Origin of the sequence: Streptomyces sp. NBC_01335 (assembly GCF_035953295.1) — a bacterium.
Lineage (GTDB): Bacteria > Actinomycetota > Actinomycetes > Streptomycetales > Streptomycetaceae > Streptomyces.
In genome coordinates this window covers 3,346,364-3,363,060 of record NZ_CP108370.1, presented here as the reverse complement: position 1 = coordinate 3,363,060, position 16,697 = coordinate 3,346,364, and the positions used below count along the sequence as shown (strand labels likewise).

The following is a 16,697-nucleotide window of genomic DNA, read 5'->3' as shown; positions in this document are numbered from 1 at the left end:
CCATGACGACCACCACTTCACCCACGCCCACCCCCCACCACCCCGTAGCCGTCATCGGTGGCGGGCTCGGCGGCCTGATGCTCGCCCGGGTCCTGCACGTGCACGGCATCGAGGTCCCGGTCTTCGACCTGGACGCCTCGCCGGACGCACGTAAGCAGGGCGGGATGCTCGACATCCACGAGGAGACCGGGCAGGCGGCGCTGCGCGAGGCGCGTTTGCACGAGGCGTTCCTGACGAAGGTGCACCCGGGTGGTCAGGCGATGCGGCTGCTCGACAAGAACGGCTTCGTCCACCGGGAGGAAGAGGACGACGGTTCCGGGGAGCGCCCCGAGATCGACCGCGGCGATCTCCGCGATCTGCTGCTCACCTCCCTCCCGGAGGGCACCATCCGCTGGAACTCCAAGGTGGTGGCGTGCCGGGCGACGGGCGGGGAGGAGAACCGGGGCGGCCGGTACGAGGTGACGCTCGCCGACGGGTCGGTGTTCACCACCGATCTGCTCGTCGGGGCCGACGGCGCCTGGTCGCGGGTGCGGCCGCTGGTGTCCGACGCGGTGCCCGCGTACACCGGGATCTCCTTCGTGGAGGTCGACCTGTTCGACGCGGACACCCGTCACCCCGAGGCCGCGGCGCTGCTCGGCGGGGGGATGTTCTTCGGGCTCGGCGACGGGAAGGCGCTGCTGGGGCACCGCGAGACGGACGGCAGCCTGCACGTCTACGTGGCGCTGCGCACCGACGAAAGCTGGCTGAGCACGGTCGCCTTCACCGACACCGCAGCGGCGAAGGCGGCCGTGCTGGAGCACTTCGCGGACTGGGCGCCCGGTCTGCGCGGGCTCATCGCCGAGGCGGACGGGCCGCTGGTGCCCCGGCACATCCACGCCCTGCCCGCCGGCCACCGCTGGGCCCGGGTTCCGGGCGTCACGCTGCTCGGGGACGCGGCGCACCTGATGTCGCCGTTCGCCGGGGAGGGCGCGAACCTCGCGCTGATCGACGGGGCGGACCTGGGCCGTTGCCTGGCCGCGCACCCGGGGGACACGGAGGCGGCGCTCTCGGCGTACGAGGAGCTCCTCTTCCCGCGTGCCGAGCGGACGGCGGGGGAGTCCGCCGCGGGGCTGGAGGCCATTTTCGCGCCGGACGCCCCGCAGCCGCTGCTGGACATGTTCGCGGGGGCCGGCGACCCGGACGCGGAACAGGGCTGAACCCGCGAACGAACCCGCGAGCCCGGTTCCGGTTGCGGCTCCATCGGCCGGTGCCGTACGCACACACGACGGGTCCCTGGGCGTGATGCCCGGGGGCCCGTCGTGCTGGGTGCGGGGGTCGCGCGCGGGGGCGAGGGACGGGTGCGCGGTGGCTACTTCCGGTGGCCGGTCACTCGGGCGACCCAGGTGATGAAGTCGGCGGCGTCGGTGTTGGAGCCGTGCCCCTGGTCCCAGTACATCAGCGAGTCCACGTCGTCGCCGAGGCCGTGCAGGGTCGCGGCGAGGTTGCCGACGACGGTCAGCGCGGTGTCGGTGTCCTTCGTGCCCACGCGTATCCACCAGTGCTTCGCACGGCCGGGGTTGTGGCGCGCCAGGTGGTACATCGGGTTCATCAGGTCCAGCAGGGCCGGGACGTCGCTGTCCACGCGGCCGGCGGTGAGCCCGGTGGTGTCGTGGCGCTGCCCGTACGCGGTGAAGTGGCGGGCCTCGGTCGTCCCGGCGCCGAACTCGTTGTTCTCGCCGCCGGACAGGTCGAACGTGTCGAAGGCCGGGGCGGTCTTCTTCCGCGGGCCCACGTGGGTGAGGTAGTCCGTCCACGTGAAGGCCGCCCGGCCGTTCTTCCACGTGATGAAGGGGTTGGCCGTCAGGTAGGCCGAGCGGTCCGCCTCGGCGAGGCCCTTGAGGTAGGTGGTCGCGGCCGGCCGGACGTAGGTCTCCAGCAGGTAGTCGTCGTAGTTGCGCGCGGTGAGCGGGCCGAAGCCGTTCAGGCCCTTCAGACGCAAGGACGCCTGATACTCGGCGAACTGGGCCCGCAGCTCCTTGGACACGGCCTGGTCGAGCGTGCCGCTCTGCGGGGTGTTGGTGCCCCAGTTCCACTCGTACGCGCCGTCGGCGTGCTCCAGGTCGGTGATCGGGCACCAGTCGCCGCTGGCGAAGACCGCGTCGCTCGCCTCGGCCGCGCCCAACTCCTTGAGGTACGGGGCGTAGAGCGAGCTGTCCCCGGAAGCGCCGAGGAGCGCCGAGAGCGCGCCACCCGCGCTGGTGCCGGTGGAAACGATGCGGCGGGTGTTGCCGGGGATGCGGCCCTGGTTGGAACGGACGTAGCGGACGGCCGCCTTGAGGTCCACGATCGCGGCGGGCGCGGTGCCGAAGTACGTACCGTTCGCGTCGGTGAGGGTACGGCCACGGCAGCCCGGCTCCACGACGACGTACCCGGCTGCCAGGCCCAGCTTGGAGAGGCTGACCATCTGGCCCATGCCGTTCAGCATGTCGTTCGAGCCGGAGGGCGCTTCGGCGGCGCCGGTGCCGGTTGTCGGGGTGCCGGTGCCTGTCCCTGTTCCCGTCCCCGTACCGGCCGGGGGAGCGCCCGTCCCGCCGCCCATTCCGCCGAGGTCGCCCATTTCCATCGCGGCCTCGCCGACGCCGGCAGCGGTGGCCACGCTCGCGGGGAAGTAGCCGCCCACGGAATTGGAGAAGAGAATCGGCGCGTTCGTCGCGTCGACGGCCTTGCCGTCGATCCTGACGGGAACGCTGACCACCAGGCTCTGGTGCTCGGCGTCGACCGGCGAGGAGACATAGGTGATGGCCTTCCAGAAGTGGTAGGTCACCTCCTTGTCGCCGGCGTCGGTGGTGATGGTCGTGGTCAGCTCGGTGTACGCGCTCGGGTCGAAGGCCAGGGCCCCCGAATTTCCCGGCTTCCCCGCATTCCGCGAAGAGCTGCGGCTTTCCGCCTGGGCGTTCGCGGCGAATCCCCCGACCGCTGCCGCTCCTGCGACCGAGCCGAGGCCCACGACGACGGTCCTGCGTTTCACTGCCCTGTGCTTCACGGACTTCTCCCTTTGCGGCAGCCGGAACTGCCGCGCGTGCAACGGTCGCGTGCAACGGTCGCGTGCAACTGCCGCGTGTGCCGGACGACTACGCGGGTGCATTACTTCTGCGCTTTCGAACCTATGTCATGGTCCAGCAAATCTTCAACAATCCTGTTGACTTTGCTCGGCGGTGCACAGGTGAAGGAAGGGGAATGCACAGGAATGAATATGAGAATTCCCTGAATGGATATCTGAGAATTTCTCAGAATGTGCGCGGAGGCTGCTCCGGGGTCGTTCCGCTCGATATCCCTGCGGCGGGCGCGGCGACGGGCATCGGCGATGCCCGGGGGAGACCGGTGAAGGGAGAGGGGAGGAGGAAGAGGGTGTACCCACCTCTTTCCACTCTCAACATATAGCGCAAGGGGGGCCTTGCGGCAAGGCCCCCTCCGTGGCGCACAATCGGCGGCCGACCTCGGAATCCCGTGCGTCGTGTCCCCACCCCGGAGCCGCCCGCATGCCCTCCCAGCCCTCCCCGACCGCCGTCACGACCGCCTTCGCTCTCCCCGGCCGGCTCGCCGCGAAAGCCGACCCCCGGCTGATCGCCCGCGACGAGGAGCACTTCGCGGCCGTCGCGCGGGCTCTGGAGGAGTCGGTCGCCGAGCTGACCGCGCAGCTCGCCGCCGCCCGCAGGGCGCCCGGTGGCGCGGGCCGGCAGGCGATGGACCGGGACACCGAGATCCGCCGCCTCAGCGCCCGCCTGCGCACCCTGCGCCGCTTCGGCCTCGACCTCTGCCTCGGGCGGATGGTCGGCGAGGCAGAGGCGGAGGCAGGGACGGAGGCAGGGGCAAGGGCAGGGGCCGGGGCGGAGTCGGAGGCAGGAGCCGCGTCGGGGGCCGAGGCGGACGAGGGGCCGGTGTACGTCGGACGGCTCGGTCTCACCGACAGCACGGGCCGCCGGCTGCTGCTCGACTGGCGCTCCCCGGCCGCCGAGCCGTTCTTCGGGGCGACCCACGCCAACCCGATGGGCCTGGCCAGCCGCCGCAGATACCGCTGGACCGACGGCCGGATCAGCGACTACTGGGACGAGGTCTTCACCCGCGACGGGATCGACGGGCACGCCGCGCTCGACGACCAGTCCGCCTTCATCGCGAGCCTCGGCTCCCACCGCTCGCCCCGGATGCGGGACGTGCTCTCCACCATCCAGGCCGACCAGGACGCCATCATCCGTGCCGGATCGCGCGGCGCCCTCGTGGTGGACGGCGGCCCGGGTACGGGGAAGACCGTCGTGGCGCTGCACCGTTCCGCGTACCTCCTCCACTCCGACCCGAGGCTCGGCCACCGCCGGGGCGGGGTGCTCTTCGTCGGCCCGCACCGCCCGTACCTGGACTACGTCGCCGACGTCCTGCCCAGCCTCGGGGAGGAGGGCGTCCAGACCTGCGTCCTGCGCGACCTCGTCGCCGAGGGCGCCCGGGCGTCCGTGGAGCGGGACCCGGAGGTGGCGCGGCTGAAGGCGTCCCGGGAGCTGGTGGTCGAGGCGGTCGAGGCGGCCGTCCGGTTCTACGAGGAGCCGCCCGCGCGGGGCATGACGGTCACCACCCACTGGGCCGACGTCCGGCTGAGCGCCCAGGAGTGGGCGGCCGCCTTCGCGGCGGCGGAGCCCGGCACCCCGCACAACGAGGCCCGCGAACAGGTCTGGGACGAGCTCGTCACCCTCCTCGTGGACAAGCACGACGAGGACACCCCGACCGACCGGATCACCGCGTCCCTGGCGAAGAACCACGAACTGCTCGCCGCCTTCGACCGCGCCTGGCCGCTGCTCGACGCCGCCGACCTGGTCGGCGACCTCTGGTCCGTACCCGCCTACCTGCGCAAGTGCGCCCCCTGGCTGGACGCCGACGAACGGCGCCTGCTGCGGCGCGAGGACGCCCGCGCCCAGGAGTGGACCGTCTCCGACCTGCCGTTCCTGGACGCCGCCCGGCAGCGGCTCGGCGACCCGGAGGCCGCGCGCCGCAAGCGCCGGGGCGAGGCGCTGATCGCCGCCGAGAACGCGCGGATGGCCCAGACCGTCGACGCCCTGCTGGAGGCCGACGACGACGGTGAGGGCGTCATCACGATGCTCCGCGTCGGGGACATGCGCGAGGCCCTCACCGACGGGTCGGCGCTCTCCGGCGGCGACCCGGACCTGCTCGCGGGCCCGTTCGCGCACATCGTCGTCGACGAGGCCCAGGAACTCACCGACGCGGAATGGCAGATGCTGCTGCTCCGCTGCCCGTCCCGCAGCTTCACCGTCGTCGGCGACCGCGCCCAGGCCCGCCACGGCTTCACGGAGTCCTGGCGCGAACGGCTCGGGCGGATCGGGCTCGACCGGATCGAACTGGCCTCGCTGAGCGTCAACTACCGCACCCCGGCGGAGATCATGGCCGAGGCCGAACCGGTCGTCCGGGCCGCGCTGCCGGACGCGAACGTGCCGACCTCCATCCGCAGCAGCGGCGTCCCCGTCACGTACGGCCTCGTCGCCGACCTCCGCACGGTCCTCGGCGACTGGCTCGACGCCCACCCGGAGGGAACCGCCTGCGTCATCGGCGACCCGGAGTTCCGTACGACCTCCCGGGTGCGGTCCCTGACCCCCCAGCTGGCCAAGGGGCTTGAGTTCGACCTCGTGGTGCTGGTCGAGCCGGAGTCCTTCGGCACGGGCGTCGCGGGCGCCGTGGACCGCTACGTCGCGATGACCCGGGCGACGCAGCGGCTGGTCGTGCTGGCGGGCGCCTGAGCGCTCATTCGGCCAGCAGCTCCGCGAGGCCGGCGGCGGCCTTCTCGGCCGACCGCTGGTTGATCAGCCCCTCCACGGCCACGGCCCGGAGCCCGACGTTCGTACGGTGCCCCGGGCCCCGGGTCAGCAGCGCGGTGACCACGACCGGATTCAGGCCGCCGGAACCGCCGGGCGCGACCACCCGGATCGCCCGCCGGCCATCGGCGGTGGTCGGCTCGGTCGGTGTCCCCGCCTCTTCGAGCACTCCGGTGACGTGCCGCACCGCCTCGTCGAAAGGCAGCTCGACGACGAGGTCGAGCTCCTGCACGGTCTTCCTCAGCAGCTTGGCCCTGAGCCCGGTCAAGGTGCCGTCGGGCTGGGAACGGATGCCCATCCACTTCAGCGCCTGCGCCAGCACCTGGTCCTCGCTCCGGTCGTCCCCGTGAACGTCCCCGCTGCCGTCCCCGCTCCGGTTCATGCGCCCCTGCCCCTCTGCCGTCCGACCTGCCGATTCCGCTGCCACGGCCATTGTGCGACAGCGCGTTCGACCGGGCGGTTCCGGGCCACCGGGCGGTTCCGGTCCATCGGGCAGGCTCCGGGACATCGCTCAGGCTGCGGGACATCGCTCAGGCGGTGCGGGCGAGGACGAGGTCGTTGATACGGAGCATGTCGATGGCACCACCCCGGGAGTCCAGCAAGCGGCCCGTTTCGACCAGGAGTTGGGCGAGGCTGCGCTCGGGAATGACGCGGTAGGCGGAGACCGAGGTGAGGAAGGCGAGATAGCGGGCGGTGTCGTACCGCATGGGCTGCCGGAAGCGCACCGTACGCAGGTCGGTGAAGCGCCCGTCGCGCCGTATCTCGTTCACCGGCCAGCCCGGGCCCTCCACGCCGTCGACGGTGCCGGCCTCCGGGCCGTAACGGGAGGCGAGGGCGTCGTGCGGGGGTTCCTCCACGCCGTGGAAGCGGTCGATGTCGCGGAGTCCGGCGAACAGTTCGGGGTCGACCACGGCGACCGGATTCCAGAACAGGGCCAGCGAGCCGCCGGGTTCGAGGACGGAGTGGGCCAAGTCCCAGCGGCGTTCCGGGTTCACCCAGTGCCAGGAGGTGGCGGCGAACAGCAGGCCGAAACGGCGCCCGGCCGGGTCCCACTCCTCGAAGTCGCCCACCTCCACCCGCACCTGGGGATGCGCGGCCGTGTTGTGGCGCAGCACCTCGGCCATCCGGGCATCCGGCTCGACGCACACGACCGGCACACCGCGTGCCGCGAAGAGCCCGGTGGCTTTGCCGGTGCCCGCCCCGACCTCCAGCGCCGCACGGCCGCCCAGGTCCGCGTACTCCAGCACCTCGGTGACCAGCTCCTCGGCGTACCCGGGGCGCCCGCCGTCGTACACCTCGGCGACCTCGCCGAAAACCGTGCGGCGCGGGGGCCGGCCGTGCCCGGCGTCCTTGGAGCGATCCGGTGCGGTGGCCATGGGCGTCCCCCGATTCCTTGGTGCTGGACCTTCAACCTACCTTCGGGGGGCGGCGCGTCGCGTTCAGGGAGTCGCGGCGCGGCCCGGGCTCAGCGCGCGCCGGGCCGCGTTGATCACGTTGTGGGCCTCGGCGCCGTACACCGCCGATTCCTGAAGGGTCTTCCACACCCTTGTGTACAGGGCGATGTTGTCGGCATCGTTCAACCACAGCTCGGCGTGCCAGTCCTCCGCCACCACCACGCGGTCGTCGAGGATCCAGAAGCCGTTGGCGGGGACGATCTTCATGGACGCGGTGAACGGGATGATGCCCAGCTCGACCGTGTCCATCCCGATCATGCCGGTGAGGCGGTCGAGCTGGGCTGCCAGCACGGAGGGTGGGCAGATCAGCGAGCGCAAAGCGGCCTCCCACATCAGCACGTGCAGCTTGCGGCCCGGCCGGTACAGCCACTCCTGGCGTTGGGAGCGGGAGCGGACGGCGTTCTCGATGTCGGTAGCCCCGCCGAGCAGTTGGGCATAGCGCTGGATGACGTGACGTGCGTATTCGGGGGTCTGCAGGAGGCCGGCGATCACCGACTCCTCCCAGATCCACAGGGTCGCGGTGCGCTCGATCTCAGCGCTCAGGTCCTCGTGCATCGGCCTGAAGCCGTTCGCCAGTGCTCTGCGCCATGACCTGATGTGGAACTCGAACCCGGCCAGTCGGGAGGCGAGTTCGGTGTACGCACCTGGCTGCTCGGTCGCGTCGGCCCACGCGCGAAGGTCCTCGGGGGTGCCTGTCTGCCTGCCGTTCTCCAGCTTGCTGACCTTCGAACCCTGCCAGCCGAGCCGTAGCGCGAGCTGCTGACCGGTGAGCCGACCGGCGGGGCACGTGAGGCGGAGTTCGCGCAGCCGGATCCCCAACGCCGCCCGTGCCTGCTGGTAGTCGGTGCTCACCGGTCACGCGTGCTATTCGGTCGCGGCCACCTGCGCCGCGAACCGGTCGTACGAAAGGGCGTGATGCATGGCCGCGTCGCGAGCGACTGCGTAGCGCACCACGTCTGAAAGTCCGGGTCCTGCCGGTCTGATGCGTAGCCCCGTCGTGTCTCCAGTCGCCAAGCGGTGTGCTTGAAGGTTGCGAAGAGCTGTCCGAAAGTGTCCCTGTCGACCATCTCCGGCACCCGCTCCATCTCCTTGGGGCCCCAGTTCACGAGCAGTTCGCGCGGCACCGCAACCGCCATGTCGTCCGGCCCGAAGTGCTGGAGCTGTGCCAGGTCTTCGGGATCGGTCACGGGTTTCCCCTGAACGATGATCTCGCCGGTGCTGTCGTCCGTGTGCAGGGCGGGACAGCCGTCGGTCTTGCTGTCCGTACCGGTGAAGCGCAGCCGGCGAGCCATGAACGCTCTCCCTTCCAGAGATGTTGCTCAACAGCATGACCGCGGCCGCAGCCCGGTACTACATGCTCAGGCGGGGGTCAGGAGAAAACTTCGGCAATCCCGTTGGGTGGTCGAGCAAATGGGAGAAAGCAGCATATCGGTCGGAGTCCGCTCGTTCTTAACGTCCTGCTCATGGCAACCAAAGAACAGCAGCCCGCTGACCCCTTTGTGACGAAGGAGTCTCTGAAGGCCGCGTTGGCCGAAGTCGGGATCGTCCTGCCCTCGCTCGCGGTGGACGACGCCTCTCCGCAGCTGGGGCTCGTGGAGCTGGGACGCGTGCGTTCCGACGTGGCCGCGCGCTTGGCCGAGGCGCTTCGGGGAGGGGGCAGCGAGTGACGGGTTACGAGCAGCCGCAGACGATGCTCGGCCACGGTCCGCTGCCGTACCCGCGCGGCACGCTGGTCGTGGACGCGCTCAGCGGGCGGACCGGATTGCTGATGGGCGTCGTCGAAGAGCGCCTGAAGGGTTCGGGGAAGGTGGTCGGGCGGCAGGCGTTCATGCTGCCCGAAGGCGGTGGGCTGGAATGGGACGTGCCTCTGGATCGCATCAGGCCCGTTGCCGGATCGGCCTGAGTGCGCCGACGGCGGGTTCCCCGTAGTGGCCCTGCCGGGTGCGGGCGTTCCCGGCAGGGCCACCACGGGCGCGTCACAGCGGGCGCACCATGGGGGCTGCCCCGGTCAGACGACCGTGCAGGCGGATCCGCCGAGGGTGAAGGCCGACGGTTCCGCGTAGGTCCCGGTGTACGTGCCCTGGAAGCCGAAGTTCTGGGTGGCTCCGGGGTTGATGACGGCGTTGGACGTGGTGTTGTGTGCGGTGACCGCGCCGCTGGTGGGGCTGACCGTCGCGTTCCAGGCCTGGGACACCTGCTGGCCGGAGGGCAGGGTGAAGGCCAGGTTCCAGCCGTTGACGGCCGTGGTGCTGGTGTTCTTGACGGTGACGTTGGTGGTGAACCCGCCCGGCCACACGTTGGGCGTGTACTCGACCTGGCAGGCGGCCTGTCCGGCGGGCGGGGTCCCCGTGCCGCCGCCGGGCTGGGTCGTGCCGCCTCCGGTGCCGTTGCCGTTGGTGTCCTGGCCGTCGGTCACCGAGGACGAGAAGGCGGAGAGTGAGAGGCCCGCCCCGCCGATCCAGGGCTCGAAGCCGGCCTGGACGCTGGTCAGGTACCAGTTGTTGGCGGCCATGCCCTGGGTGACGGTCCGGTCGATGAAGTCCTTGACGTCGAACGACCAGCTGGTGATCGCGGACGGGGCGACGAAGGAGATCACGTCGTTTCCGCCGTTGTTGCCGGTCCAGATCTCCCAGGTACGGCCGCCGATGGTGGCGGTGCTGGTGGGCGAGCCGATGGGCTGGATGGAGCCGACCCGGTTGAACCAGATCATGATCTCCGTCTTGTTGACCCCGTCGGTCTTCGGCTGGGGGTCCAGCCAGATGTCGAACGCCGCGTCGTAGGTGGCGTTGCCGACGTACCCGTACGTCAGCGAGGTCGGAACGGCCGCGATGGTGTCGATCCGCTTGGGCAGGTTCGTCGCCGGCGAGCAGGCGGTGTAGTGGCAGCCGAGGAAGATCGACGGGTACGACTTCGGGGCACCGTTGGTGGCGGCGGAACCGTCCGCCTGGGTGACGGTGAACCCGCTGTCGTTGACGTCGATGCACTGGGTGGCGCTGGTGCCCCAGCGGTTGTTCTGGACGATGTAGCGGCCCTGGACGGTGGTGGTGCCGTACTGCTCGCAGATCTGGCCGGCGGCCTGTGCGGACTGCGTGGCCGCCTGGGTGGCGGGGGTGGCGGTGAGCAGCGCGGTGGTCGTACCCAGCATCAGCGTCAGAGCTGTCAGGAGGGTGCGTGCACGGTGTCGCATCGTGTCCTCTCGGGCAGTGGGGGAAGGCGGCGGGGCAGGCGTGGGAGCGCTCCCATCCGGGGGGACTGTAGGGGTGGCCGGGAGAGGGTGACAAGACGGTGGACCGGGTTTGTTTCGTTCGACGGGGCCTTCGACGGACCTTCGACGAGCCTTCGACGGCGCTTTCGAAGGGCGTTCGACGATCGGCTGCGGAAACGCGCGTCGAGGGTGAAGCGCTTCCGGTCAACGGGGTTTGTAGGCCCACCTGTTGCCGGTTCGTGGGTGCGCTCGGCCGGTGCGCGTGAGCGGGGCGCGGTGCGCGTGGGTGGGGCGTGGCTTTCCTGTGCCGGCCGCCGTGTCCACGTACCCGCCCGTGCCCTCGTCGTCGGCGCGCCGGCCTCGAAGAGCCGGAGATCGCGCATGAGTTCTTCCGTCAGGCGCACGGCGTGGGGAGAACTGGGACGGCTCGTTGAGGAGTTGCAGCAAGAGGAAGCCGAGGAGTGAACGTGAACGGCGGGACGCGGTGGCCGTGTCCCGCCGTTCACACTCCTGAGCGTCAGGGCTTCGGGGCGATGACCGCGGCTGTTCCGTAGGCGCAGACCTCGGTGCCGATGTCCGCGGCCGAGGTGACGTCGAAGCGCATCGCCAGCACGGCGTTGGCGCCGCGGGCGCGGGCCGCCTCGGCGAGGCGTTCCATGGCCTCGTTCCGGGTCTCCGCCAGGGTCTTGGTCAGGCCCTTCAGCTCGCCGCCGATCACCGACTTCAGGCCGGCGCCCAGCTGGGAGCCGATGTTGCGGGAGCGCACGGTGAGGCCGAACGCCTCGCCGATCACCTGCCGCACCTCGTATCCCGGTACGTCGTTGGTGGTCACGACCAGGACGTCGGACCCGTTGGTCTGGCCGCCGGTGTAGTCATCCAGGGACATGGCGTTCACCTCACGTGGAAGGGTGGTCCGGGCGTGCGCACGTGCTTCCGGGGACTCGGTGTTCCGTACGGCCGGGGCTTTCGCCGCCGGGGGCGACCACGCGGAACTCGTCGCAAGGGCGGCCGAGTTCGAGTCACCCGCTGATCCGTCTGCCCGATCCGCCCGGCCTCAGTCCGGGGCTCACGCGGGAATCCATGCCGGCCACCACCCCGGCACGCCGTCCGCGCAGAACGGTGCCGGGTAGTCGTCCGGCATCCCCAGCCAGGTGGCCGCGAACCAGACGAGGAGGAGGGTGGCGGCCGTGCCCGCCGCGACCGCCCATCCGCCGTGGAAGCGCCGCCCCAGCAACCCGTAGGGCAGCATCCAGCACAGGGTGTCGACGATCCAGAGCGGGACGAAGAGGAGGACCAGCGTGAGCGAGTTCGCGTACGAGTTCACGCCCACGTCGCAGGTGGTCCAGGCCCTGTCGATGAGGACGCAGGCGAGGGCGGCGGCGAGAAGGCCGCACACCGCACCGACGCCGCAGCCTCTGCCCCACATGATCTGCCCCCGGCGTGTGCGTTCCCCGCGTGCGGCGTACGCGACGACTACGCGTCCGTGGGCGGGGACGGACCCAGCGGTGCGGGACCAACGGTGCGGGACCTGCGGTGCGGGACCAACGGTGCGGGATCCCGCGGACCCGCGGTGCCGGACCTACGGTGCGTGATCCGGCGGTGCGGGATCCGGCGGGTCGGGATCCCGCGGCGTGATCAGATGCGTACCGCGCCGTAGAAGCTGCCGATGGTGCTCATCGACTCGTAGCGGACGTAGGCACCCGGGTAGGGGGCGTGCAGCACCCGGCCGCCACCGGCGTACAGGCCGACGTGCGAGTTGCCGTTGAAGAAGACCAGGTCACCGGGCTTCAGCGCGCTCTGCGAGACGTGGGTGCCCTGGTTGAACTGGGTGTACGTGGTGCGGGTGATCTCGACGCCGGCCTGGTGGTACGCCCACTGGGTGAGGCCCGAGCAGTCGAACGAGTTGGGGCCCGTGGTGACGGAGTGCGAGTACGGCATCCCGATCCGCGTGGCGGCGGCGGCGAGCGCGCTGGCTCCGACGGCGGACGCGGGCTGCTCGTTGCCGAGGTCGACCCGCGCACCGGCGCCGCGGCTGGCGCGCTGCTCCTGGTCGGCGAGCTGGGCGCGTTCGGCCGCGGTGAGGGTGTTCAGCAGGTGCTGGGCGGCGGCCAGCTTGGCCTGGGACGCCTTCTTGCTCTTGCCGAGCGCCTCGCGGACCTCGGCGAGTTCGCCGAGCTTGCCCTGGGCCTCCTTGCGCTCCTGCGCGAGGGAACGCTGCTTGGCCTGGATCTTCTCCAGCGACTCGGCCTGCTTGGCGGTGAGGCTGTCCAGCGCCGACGCCTGGTCGAGGAAGCTGTCCGGGTCCGAGGAGAAGAAGAGCTGCACGGAGGGGTCTATGCCGCCGCTGCGGTACTGCGCGGTGGCGATCGAACCCAGCTCACTGCGGAGGGCGTTCAGATCGCCCTGCTCGCGCGCGACCTTGTCCTGGATCGCGTCGACTTCCTTCTTGAGCTTGTCCTGCTGCTCCTTGGCCCCGTTGTACTTCTCGCTGGCCTTCTCGGCCTCCGAGTAGAGCTTGTCGACCTTCGCCTTGACCTCGCTCTTGGTCGGCTTGGGGTCGGCGTGGGCCGCCTGGGAGGTCAGGGCGACAGCGGCGGCAGCGGTGGCGGTGAGCACGGTCACGCGCGCGCGGCTCGGCGGTTTGGGACGGCGGTGGGACGCCACGGAGCGAGCTCCTTCTCATCGAGCCGCCCGCCGGGGCGCTGGGAGCTGAATCCCTGGCTCCCGGCACGTCACGGAGACGACGGCGTCTTCGCTTTCACCCGGATGGGTAGTTGATCGCGCGAAGGTTCGAGCCCCGACTTTAGTGACCACTCTGTGATCGGAGCAATCTCCACCGGGTGAATAGCGGCGCTCGGCGGGTTTCTTTACTCACAACACACGGCGTGTAACGACAACTTGACGTTTCGCGTCCGCGCCGCAGGGTTTTCCGCGCCGAGCCACCCGCATCAGTCATCCGCGTCGTTGATGCCCATTTCGACCGTTTCGAGCGATCGGTAGTAGGCGATCTTCTCCTTCAAATGCGCACGTTGATGAAGAAGTTCGGTCAGCCGGTGTTCGACCTGGAGGTCGTGCGCCTCCAGAGCCGCCAGCCGCTCCGGCACGGTCCCGTCACCCGCCTTGGCCAGCTCGGTGTAGCTCCGCATGTCCGCGATCGGCATGCCCGTCTCCCTCAGGCAGCGCAGCACCGCGAGCCACTCCAGATCGCCGGGGGAGTAGCGCCGGTGCCCGCTCGCCGAGCGCGCCACCGGCCCGAGCAGGCCGATCCGGTCGTAGTAGCGCAGGGTGTCCAGGCTGAACCCGGACTCCGCGGCGGTCTCGGCGGGCGTCAGTAATGAGGCGGTCACCGGTTCTGGTTCCATGCGGGCCATTCTGCCGCCGGTACGGGTGACGGTCCGCCGGCGTGGACGGGCCCCGGGGCGCCGGTACGGGGACGGGCGGCGGTCCACCGGTGTGGACGGGCCCCGGGTCGCCGGTGCGGACGGGCTCCGGCCCCGCCGGGCTTGATCCGGAGCGCGCTCCGGATGTGAACGTGGTTCCGGGCCCACACCGACAGGGGTCGACGCCCGCCCGCACACGAGGAGACACATGCGCTATCACTCCATCGGCGACCGGAACGTCAGCGTGCTCTGCCTGGGGGCGATGCCCTTCGGCGCACGGATCGACGAGCGGACGTCCTTCGCGCTGCTCGACCGGTTCGTCGAGCGCGGCGGCAACTTCATCGACACGGCGGACAACTACTGCTTCTGGATCGACGGCTGTACGGGCGACGAGAGCGAGACCCTGCTCGGGCGCTGGTTCGCCCGGCGCGGCAACCGGGACGAGGTGGTCCTCGCGAGCAAGCTCGGCGGCCGCCCGGTGGGTCCCGTCGGTACGGACCGGGCGGCGGACATCCTGGAGGGCCTCTCGGCCCCCGCCGTACGGGACGCCCTCAAGGGCAGCCTCGAACGTCTCGGCACCGCCCGCGTGGACCTGCTCTACCGGCACGTGGACGACCCGGACACGCCGCTGGAGGAGACCGTGCGCGTCTTCGGCGAGCTGATCGGGAGCGGCGCCGTCGGCATGGCGGGCGTCAGCAACCTGACCGCCGCACGCCTGCGCGCCACCGAGGAAGCCGCCGCCGCGCTCGGCCTGCCCGACGCCGTCGCGCTCCAGCAACGCCATACGTACCTCCGCCCCCTGCCCGGTACGGACTTCGGGGTCCAGCGGTACGCGGACGACGCGGTCCTCGCCGAGGTGCGCCGGAGGCCGGACCTGACCCTGCTCGCCTACACGGCCCTCCTCGAAGGCGCCTACTCCAATCCGACCAAGCCGCTCCCCGCCCCGTACGACCACCCCGCCTCGCACCGGCAGCTGGCCGCGCTGCGCGAGGTCGCGGCGGAGACCGGCGCCACCGTCAACCAGGTCGTGTACGCCTGGCTCCTGGGCGGCGACCCGGCCGCGCTGCCGGTGATCGGCGTCTCCACCCTCGGGCAACTGGACGAGGCCCTGGAGGCGGTGGACGTCGAACTCGCCCCGGAACAGCGCGCGTTCCTGGACGCGGCGCGCGCGGAGCCGCTGCCGGGGGAGTGGGGCCCTGCGGGAGACGTGCGTAGCGGGAACTGAGTCCGCCGTACCGGCGTCGTGCCGTTCATGGCACACGGAGGAAGCACGATGGGCGAGGAACCGACATGGCTGGAGCTTCTGTTCGCCTTCGTCGTGACGGCGTTGGTACCGACTGCCGTCGGGCTGACGGTGATCTGTTCCGTCGTGGGGCTGACGCTGTGGGCGCGGGCGACGCTCCGGCGACGCCGGACCGCGAAGCGGCAGCCTCCCGGGCCTGCGGTGCCGAAGGCGCCCGAGGATCTGGAACAGGTCTCCTGACTCGGCTCCGTCCGGCGCGATCCGGCGTGATCCGGTGGTCCGCTCGCCGAGATCACCGCGGGCCGCCCACGGGTGGCGGCGGACCTGCTCGACGGCCTCGGCGAGAGGGCGGAACGGATCGGCGGCGTACGGGTGGAGCGAGAGATCATCCAGGACACCCTGGCCCGCGCCCTCGTCGACGCCGGCGAACACGTCCGTGCGGCCGAGCTGTTGCACCGCCGCACCACCACCCGCCACCACCACGTCTACGAGGATCTCCTCCTCGCGGGCACCGTGTGGCTCCTGCCGGGTCGGGGTGCGGAGAGCAGCGTTACGTCCGTCCGGGTGATCGTGAGGCGGACCAGGGCACCGCGTCCGGGCGCGGGGCTAGGTTGCTGTCACTTGGAGACGGCTTCGGGCAGCTTCGGACGCTTCAGGCAGCTTCAGACAGCTTTGGACGGATTTCCCGGAGGGCACTGATGGCCATTCCCGTTCTGGACCATGCCGCGAACGGCTACTCGCTGGCGCACGCCTACTGGATGGGCCGGGCGGCGGGGCTGGCCTCGCTGGACCGGGCCGGTATCGAGGCTCAGGCAGGCGCGTGGGGGTTCGGCCGGGTGCGGTACTTCGAGTCCTCGCACGCCATGCCGTTCCCGATCGAGGACACCCAGGCGTACGTCATGGCCAGCGACCGCATGATCGTCACCGGCTTCCGTGGCACCGAGGTCACGAAGATCCGGGACTGGCTCACCGACGTCGACACCCCGCCGGTGCCCGGCCCCGGGAAGAGGGGCTTCGTCCACTACGGCTTCCACCAGGCCCTGGAGTCGGTCTATCCGCAGGTCCGCGACACCATCCAGGAGTTCCGCGACCACGGGCAGAGCATCTGGTTCACCGGACACAGCCTCGGCGCGGCCCTGACCATGCTGGCCGCCACCCGCCTGTACTTCGAGCAGCCGCAGCTGCTCGCGCACGGCGTGTACACGTTCGGCCAGCCCCGCACCTGCGAGCGTCTGATGGCCGCCGCGCACAACAAAGTCTTCGCCGACCGCTGTTATCGCTTCGTCAACAACAACGACATCGTCCCGCAGTTGCCGCCGGAGCCCGTGTACACGCACGTCGACGCGCTGCGCTACTTCGACGCCTCCGGCAGGCTCCACGAGTCGATGCCGCTGATCGCGAAGCTGCAGGACCGGGTACGGGGCGTGGGGGCCGACCTGCTCGCTCCCGAGACGGACGCCGTCAAGGACCATCATCTGCCCAGCTACCTGGCCGCGTTCGAGAAGAACCTCACCGCGGCCGACTGAACAGCGCCGGCACCGGAGCAGAGCCGGTAACGAGCGCGAG

At 70.9% G+C, this 16,697-nt stretch carries 17 protein-coding genes and 1 pseudogene; 8 read left to right on the top strand and 10 right to left on the bottom strand.

Going from position 1 to position 16,697, the window contains the following annotated elements:
* Positions 1-2: 2 nt before the first annotated feature.
* Positions 3-1,196, top strand: a complete 1,194-nt coding sequence (locus tag OG599_RS14445; protein WP_327176381.1) for an FAD-dependent oxidoreductase — start codon at positions 3-5, stop codon at positions 1,194-1,196.
* Positions 1,197-1,348: 152 nt separating this feature from the next.
* Here the strand turns inward: OG599_RS14445 and OG599_RS14440 are convergent, their stop codons facing one another.
* On the bottom strand, positions 1,349-3,022 hold the full coding sequence (locus OG599_RS14440; RefSeq protein ID WP_327176380.1) for a subtype B tannase: 1,674 nt from the start codon (positions 3,020-3,022) through the stop codon (positions 1,349-1,351).
* 496 nt (positions 3,023-3,518) lie between these two features.
* Here OG599_RS14440 and helR point away from each other — a divergent pair, with 496 nt between their 5' ends.
* Positions 3,519-5,774 carry an RNA polymerase recycling motor ATPase HelR gene (gene helR, locus OG599_RS14435; RefSeq protein ID WP_327176379.1) on the top strand — a complete coding sequence of 752 codons (2,256 nt, stop codon included), beginning with the start codon at positions 3,519-3,521 and terminating at the stop codon, positions 5,772-5,774.
* A 4-nt stretch (positions 5,775-5,778) separates the two neighbouring features.
* On the opposite strand, the gene OG599_RS14430 is transcribed toward helR, so the two are convergent.
* From OG599_RS14430 to OG599_RS14415, 4 genes and pseudogenes are all read right to left on the bottom strand, one after another.
* Positions 5,779-6,231, bottom strand: coding sequence for a hypothetical protein (locus OG599_RS14430; protein WP_327176378.1), 453 nt, complete (start codon positions 6,229-6,231; stop codon positions 5,779-5,781).
* Between the two features lie 148 nt (positions 6,232-6,379).
* Positions 6,380-7,225 (bottom strand): class I SAM-dependent methyltransferase, encoded by an 846-nt coding sequence (locus tag OG599_RS14425; RefSeq protein ID WP_327176377.1) that lies wholly within the window; start codon positions 7,223-7,225, stop codon positions 6,380-6,382.
* A gap of 63 nt (positions 7,226-7,288) precedes the next feature.
* Positions 7,289-8,155 (bottom strand): helix-turn-helix domain-containing protein, encoded by an 867-nt coding sequence (locus OG599_RS14420; RefSeq protein WP_327176376.1) that lies wholly within the window; start codon positions 8,153-8,155, stop codon positions 7,289-7,291.
* 68 nt (positions 8,156-8,223) lie between these two features.
* Positions 8,224-8,595 (bottom strand): annotated as a pseudogene (locus OG599_RS14415) (DUF6879 family protein); the annotation flags it as partial.
* Positions 8,596-8,766: 171 nt separating this feature from the next.
* On the opposite strand from OG599_RS14415, the gene OG599_RS14410 reads away from it, so the two are divergent.
* Together OG599_RS14410 and OG599_RS14405 are read left to right on the top strand one after the other, a co-directional pair.
* A complete protein-coding gene (locus OG599_RS14410) occupies positions 8,767-8,970 on the top strand; it encodes a hypothetical protein (RefSeq protein ID WP_327176375.1) in 204 nt (67 codons plus the stop codon).
* Positions 8,967-9,206, top strand: coding sequence for a hypothetical protein (locus tag OG599_RS14405; protein WP_327176374.1), 240 nt, complete (start codon positions 8,967-8,969; stop codon positions 9,204-9,206). The genes OG599_RS14410 and OG599_RS14405 overlap by 4 nt, the downstream gene beginning before the upstream one ends.
* Before the next feature lie 105 nt (positions 9,207-9,311).
* Here OG599_RS14405 and OG599_RS14400 read toward each other — a convergent pair whose 3' ends face one another.
* The 5 genes from OG599_RS14400 to OG599_RS14380 form a co-directional block, all read right to left on the bottom strand.
* Positions 9,312-10,490, bottom strand: coding sequence for a GH12 family glycosyl hydrolase domain-containing protein (locus tag OG599_RS14400; RefSeq protein WP_327176373.1), 1,179 nt, complete (start codon positions 10,488-10,490; stop codon positions 9,312-9,314).
* A 535-nt stretch (positions 10,491-11,025) separates the two neighbouring features.
* Positions 11,026-11,394, bottom strand: coding sequence for a YbjQ family protein (locus OG599_RS14395; protein ID WP_327176372.1), 369 nt, complete (start codon positions 11,392-11,394; stop codon positions 11,026-11,028).
* 180 nt (positions 11,395-11,574) lie between these two features.
* On the bottom strand, positions 11,575-11,934 hold the full coding sequence (locus OG599_RS14390; RefSeq protein WP_327176371.1) for a hypothetical protein: 360 nt from the start codon (positions 11,932-11,934) through the stop codon (positions 11,575-11,577).
* A 209-nt stretch (positions 11,935-12,143) separates the two neighbouring features.
* Positions 12,144-13,172, bottom strand: a complete 1,029-nt coding sequence (locus OG599_RS14385; protein ID WP_327176370.1) for a C40 family peptidase — start codon at positions 13,170-13,172, stop codon at positions 12,144-12,146.
* Between the two features lie 284 nt (positions 13,173-13,456).
* On the bottom strand, positions 13,457-13,870 hold the full coding sequence (locus OG599_RS14380) for a MerR family transcriptional regulator (RefSeq protein ID WP_327176369.1): 414 nt from the start codon (positions 13,868-13,870) through the stop codon (positions 13,457-13,459).
* Between the two features lie 226 nt (positions 13,871-14,096).
* On the opposite strand from OG599_RS14380, the gene OG599_RS14375 reads away from it, so the two are divergent.
* The 4 genes from OG599_RS14375 to OG599_RS14360 all read left to right on the top strand — a co-directional run bounded on the left by OG599_RS14375 (position 14,097) and on the right by OG599_RS14360 (position 16,657).
* Positions 14,097-15,113 carry an aldo/keto reductase gene (locus OG599_RS14375; protein WP_327176368.1) on the top strand — a complete coding sequence of 339 codons (1,017 nt, stop codon included), beginning with the start codon at positions 14,097-14,099 and terminating at the stop codon, positions 15,111-15,113.
* A 48-nt stretch (positions 15,114-15,161) separates the two neighbouring features.
* Complete coding sequence (locus tag OG599_RS14370; protein WP_327176367.1) at positions 15,162-15,371, top strand: hypothetical protein; 210 nt, start codon at positions 15,162-15,164, stop codon at positions 15,369-15,371.
* Positions 15,372-15,443: 72 nt separating this feature from the next.
* Positions 15,444-15,830 carry a hypothetical protein gene (locus OG599_RS14365; protein ID WP_327176366.1) on the top strand — a complete coding sequence of 129 codons (387 nt, stop codon included), beginning with the start codon at positions 15,444-15,446 and terminating at the stop codon, positions 15,828-15,830.
* Entirely contained in the window at positions 15,830-16,657 is an 828-nt protein-coding gene (locus OG599_RS14360; RefSeq protein ID WP_327176365.1) for a lipase family protein, read from the top strand. The genes OG599_RS14365 and OG599_RS14360 overlap by 1 nt, the downstream gene beginning before the upstream one ends.
* The last annotated feature ends 40 nt before the right edge of the window (positions 16,658-16,697 follow it).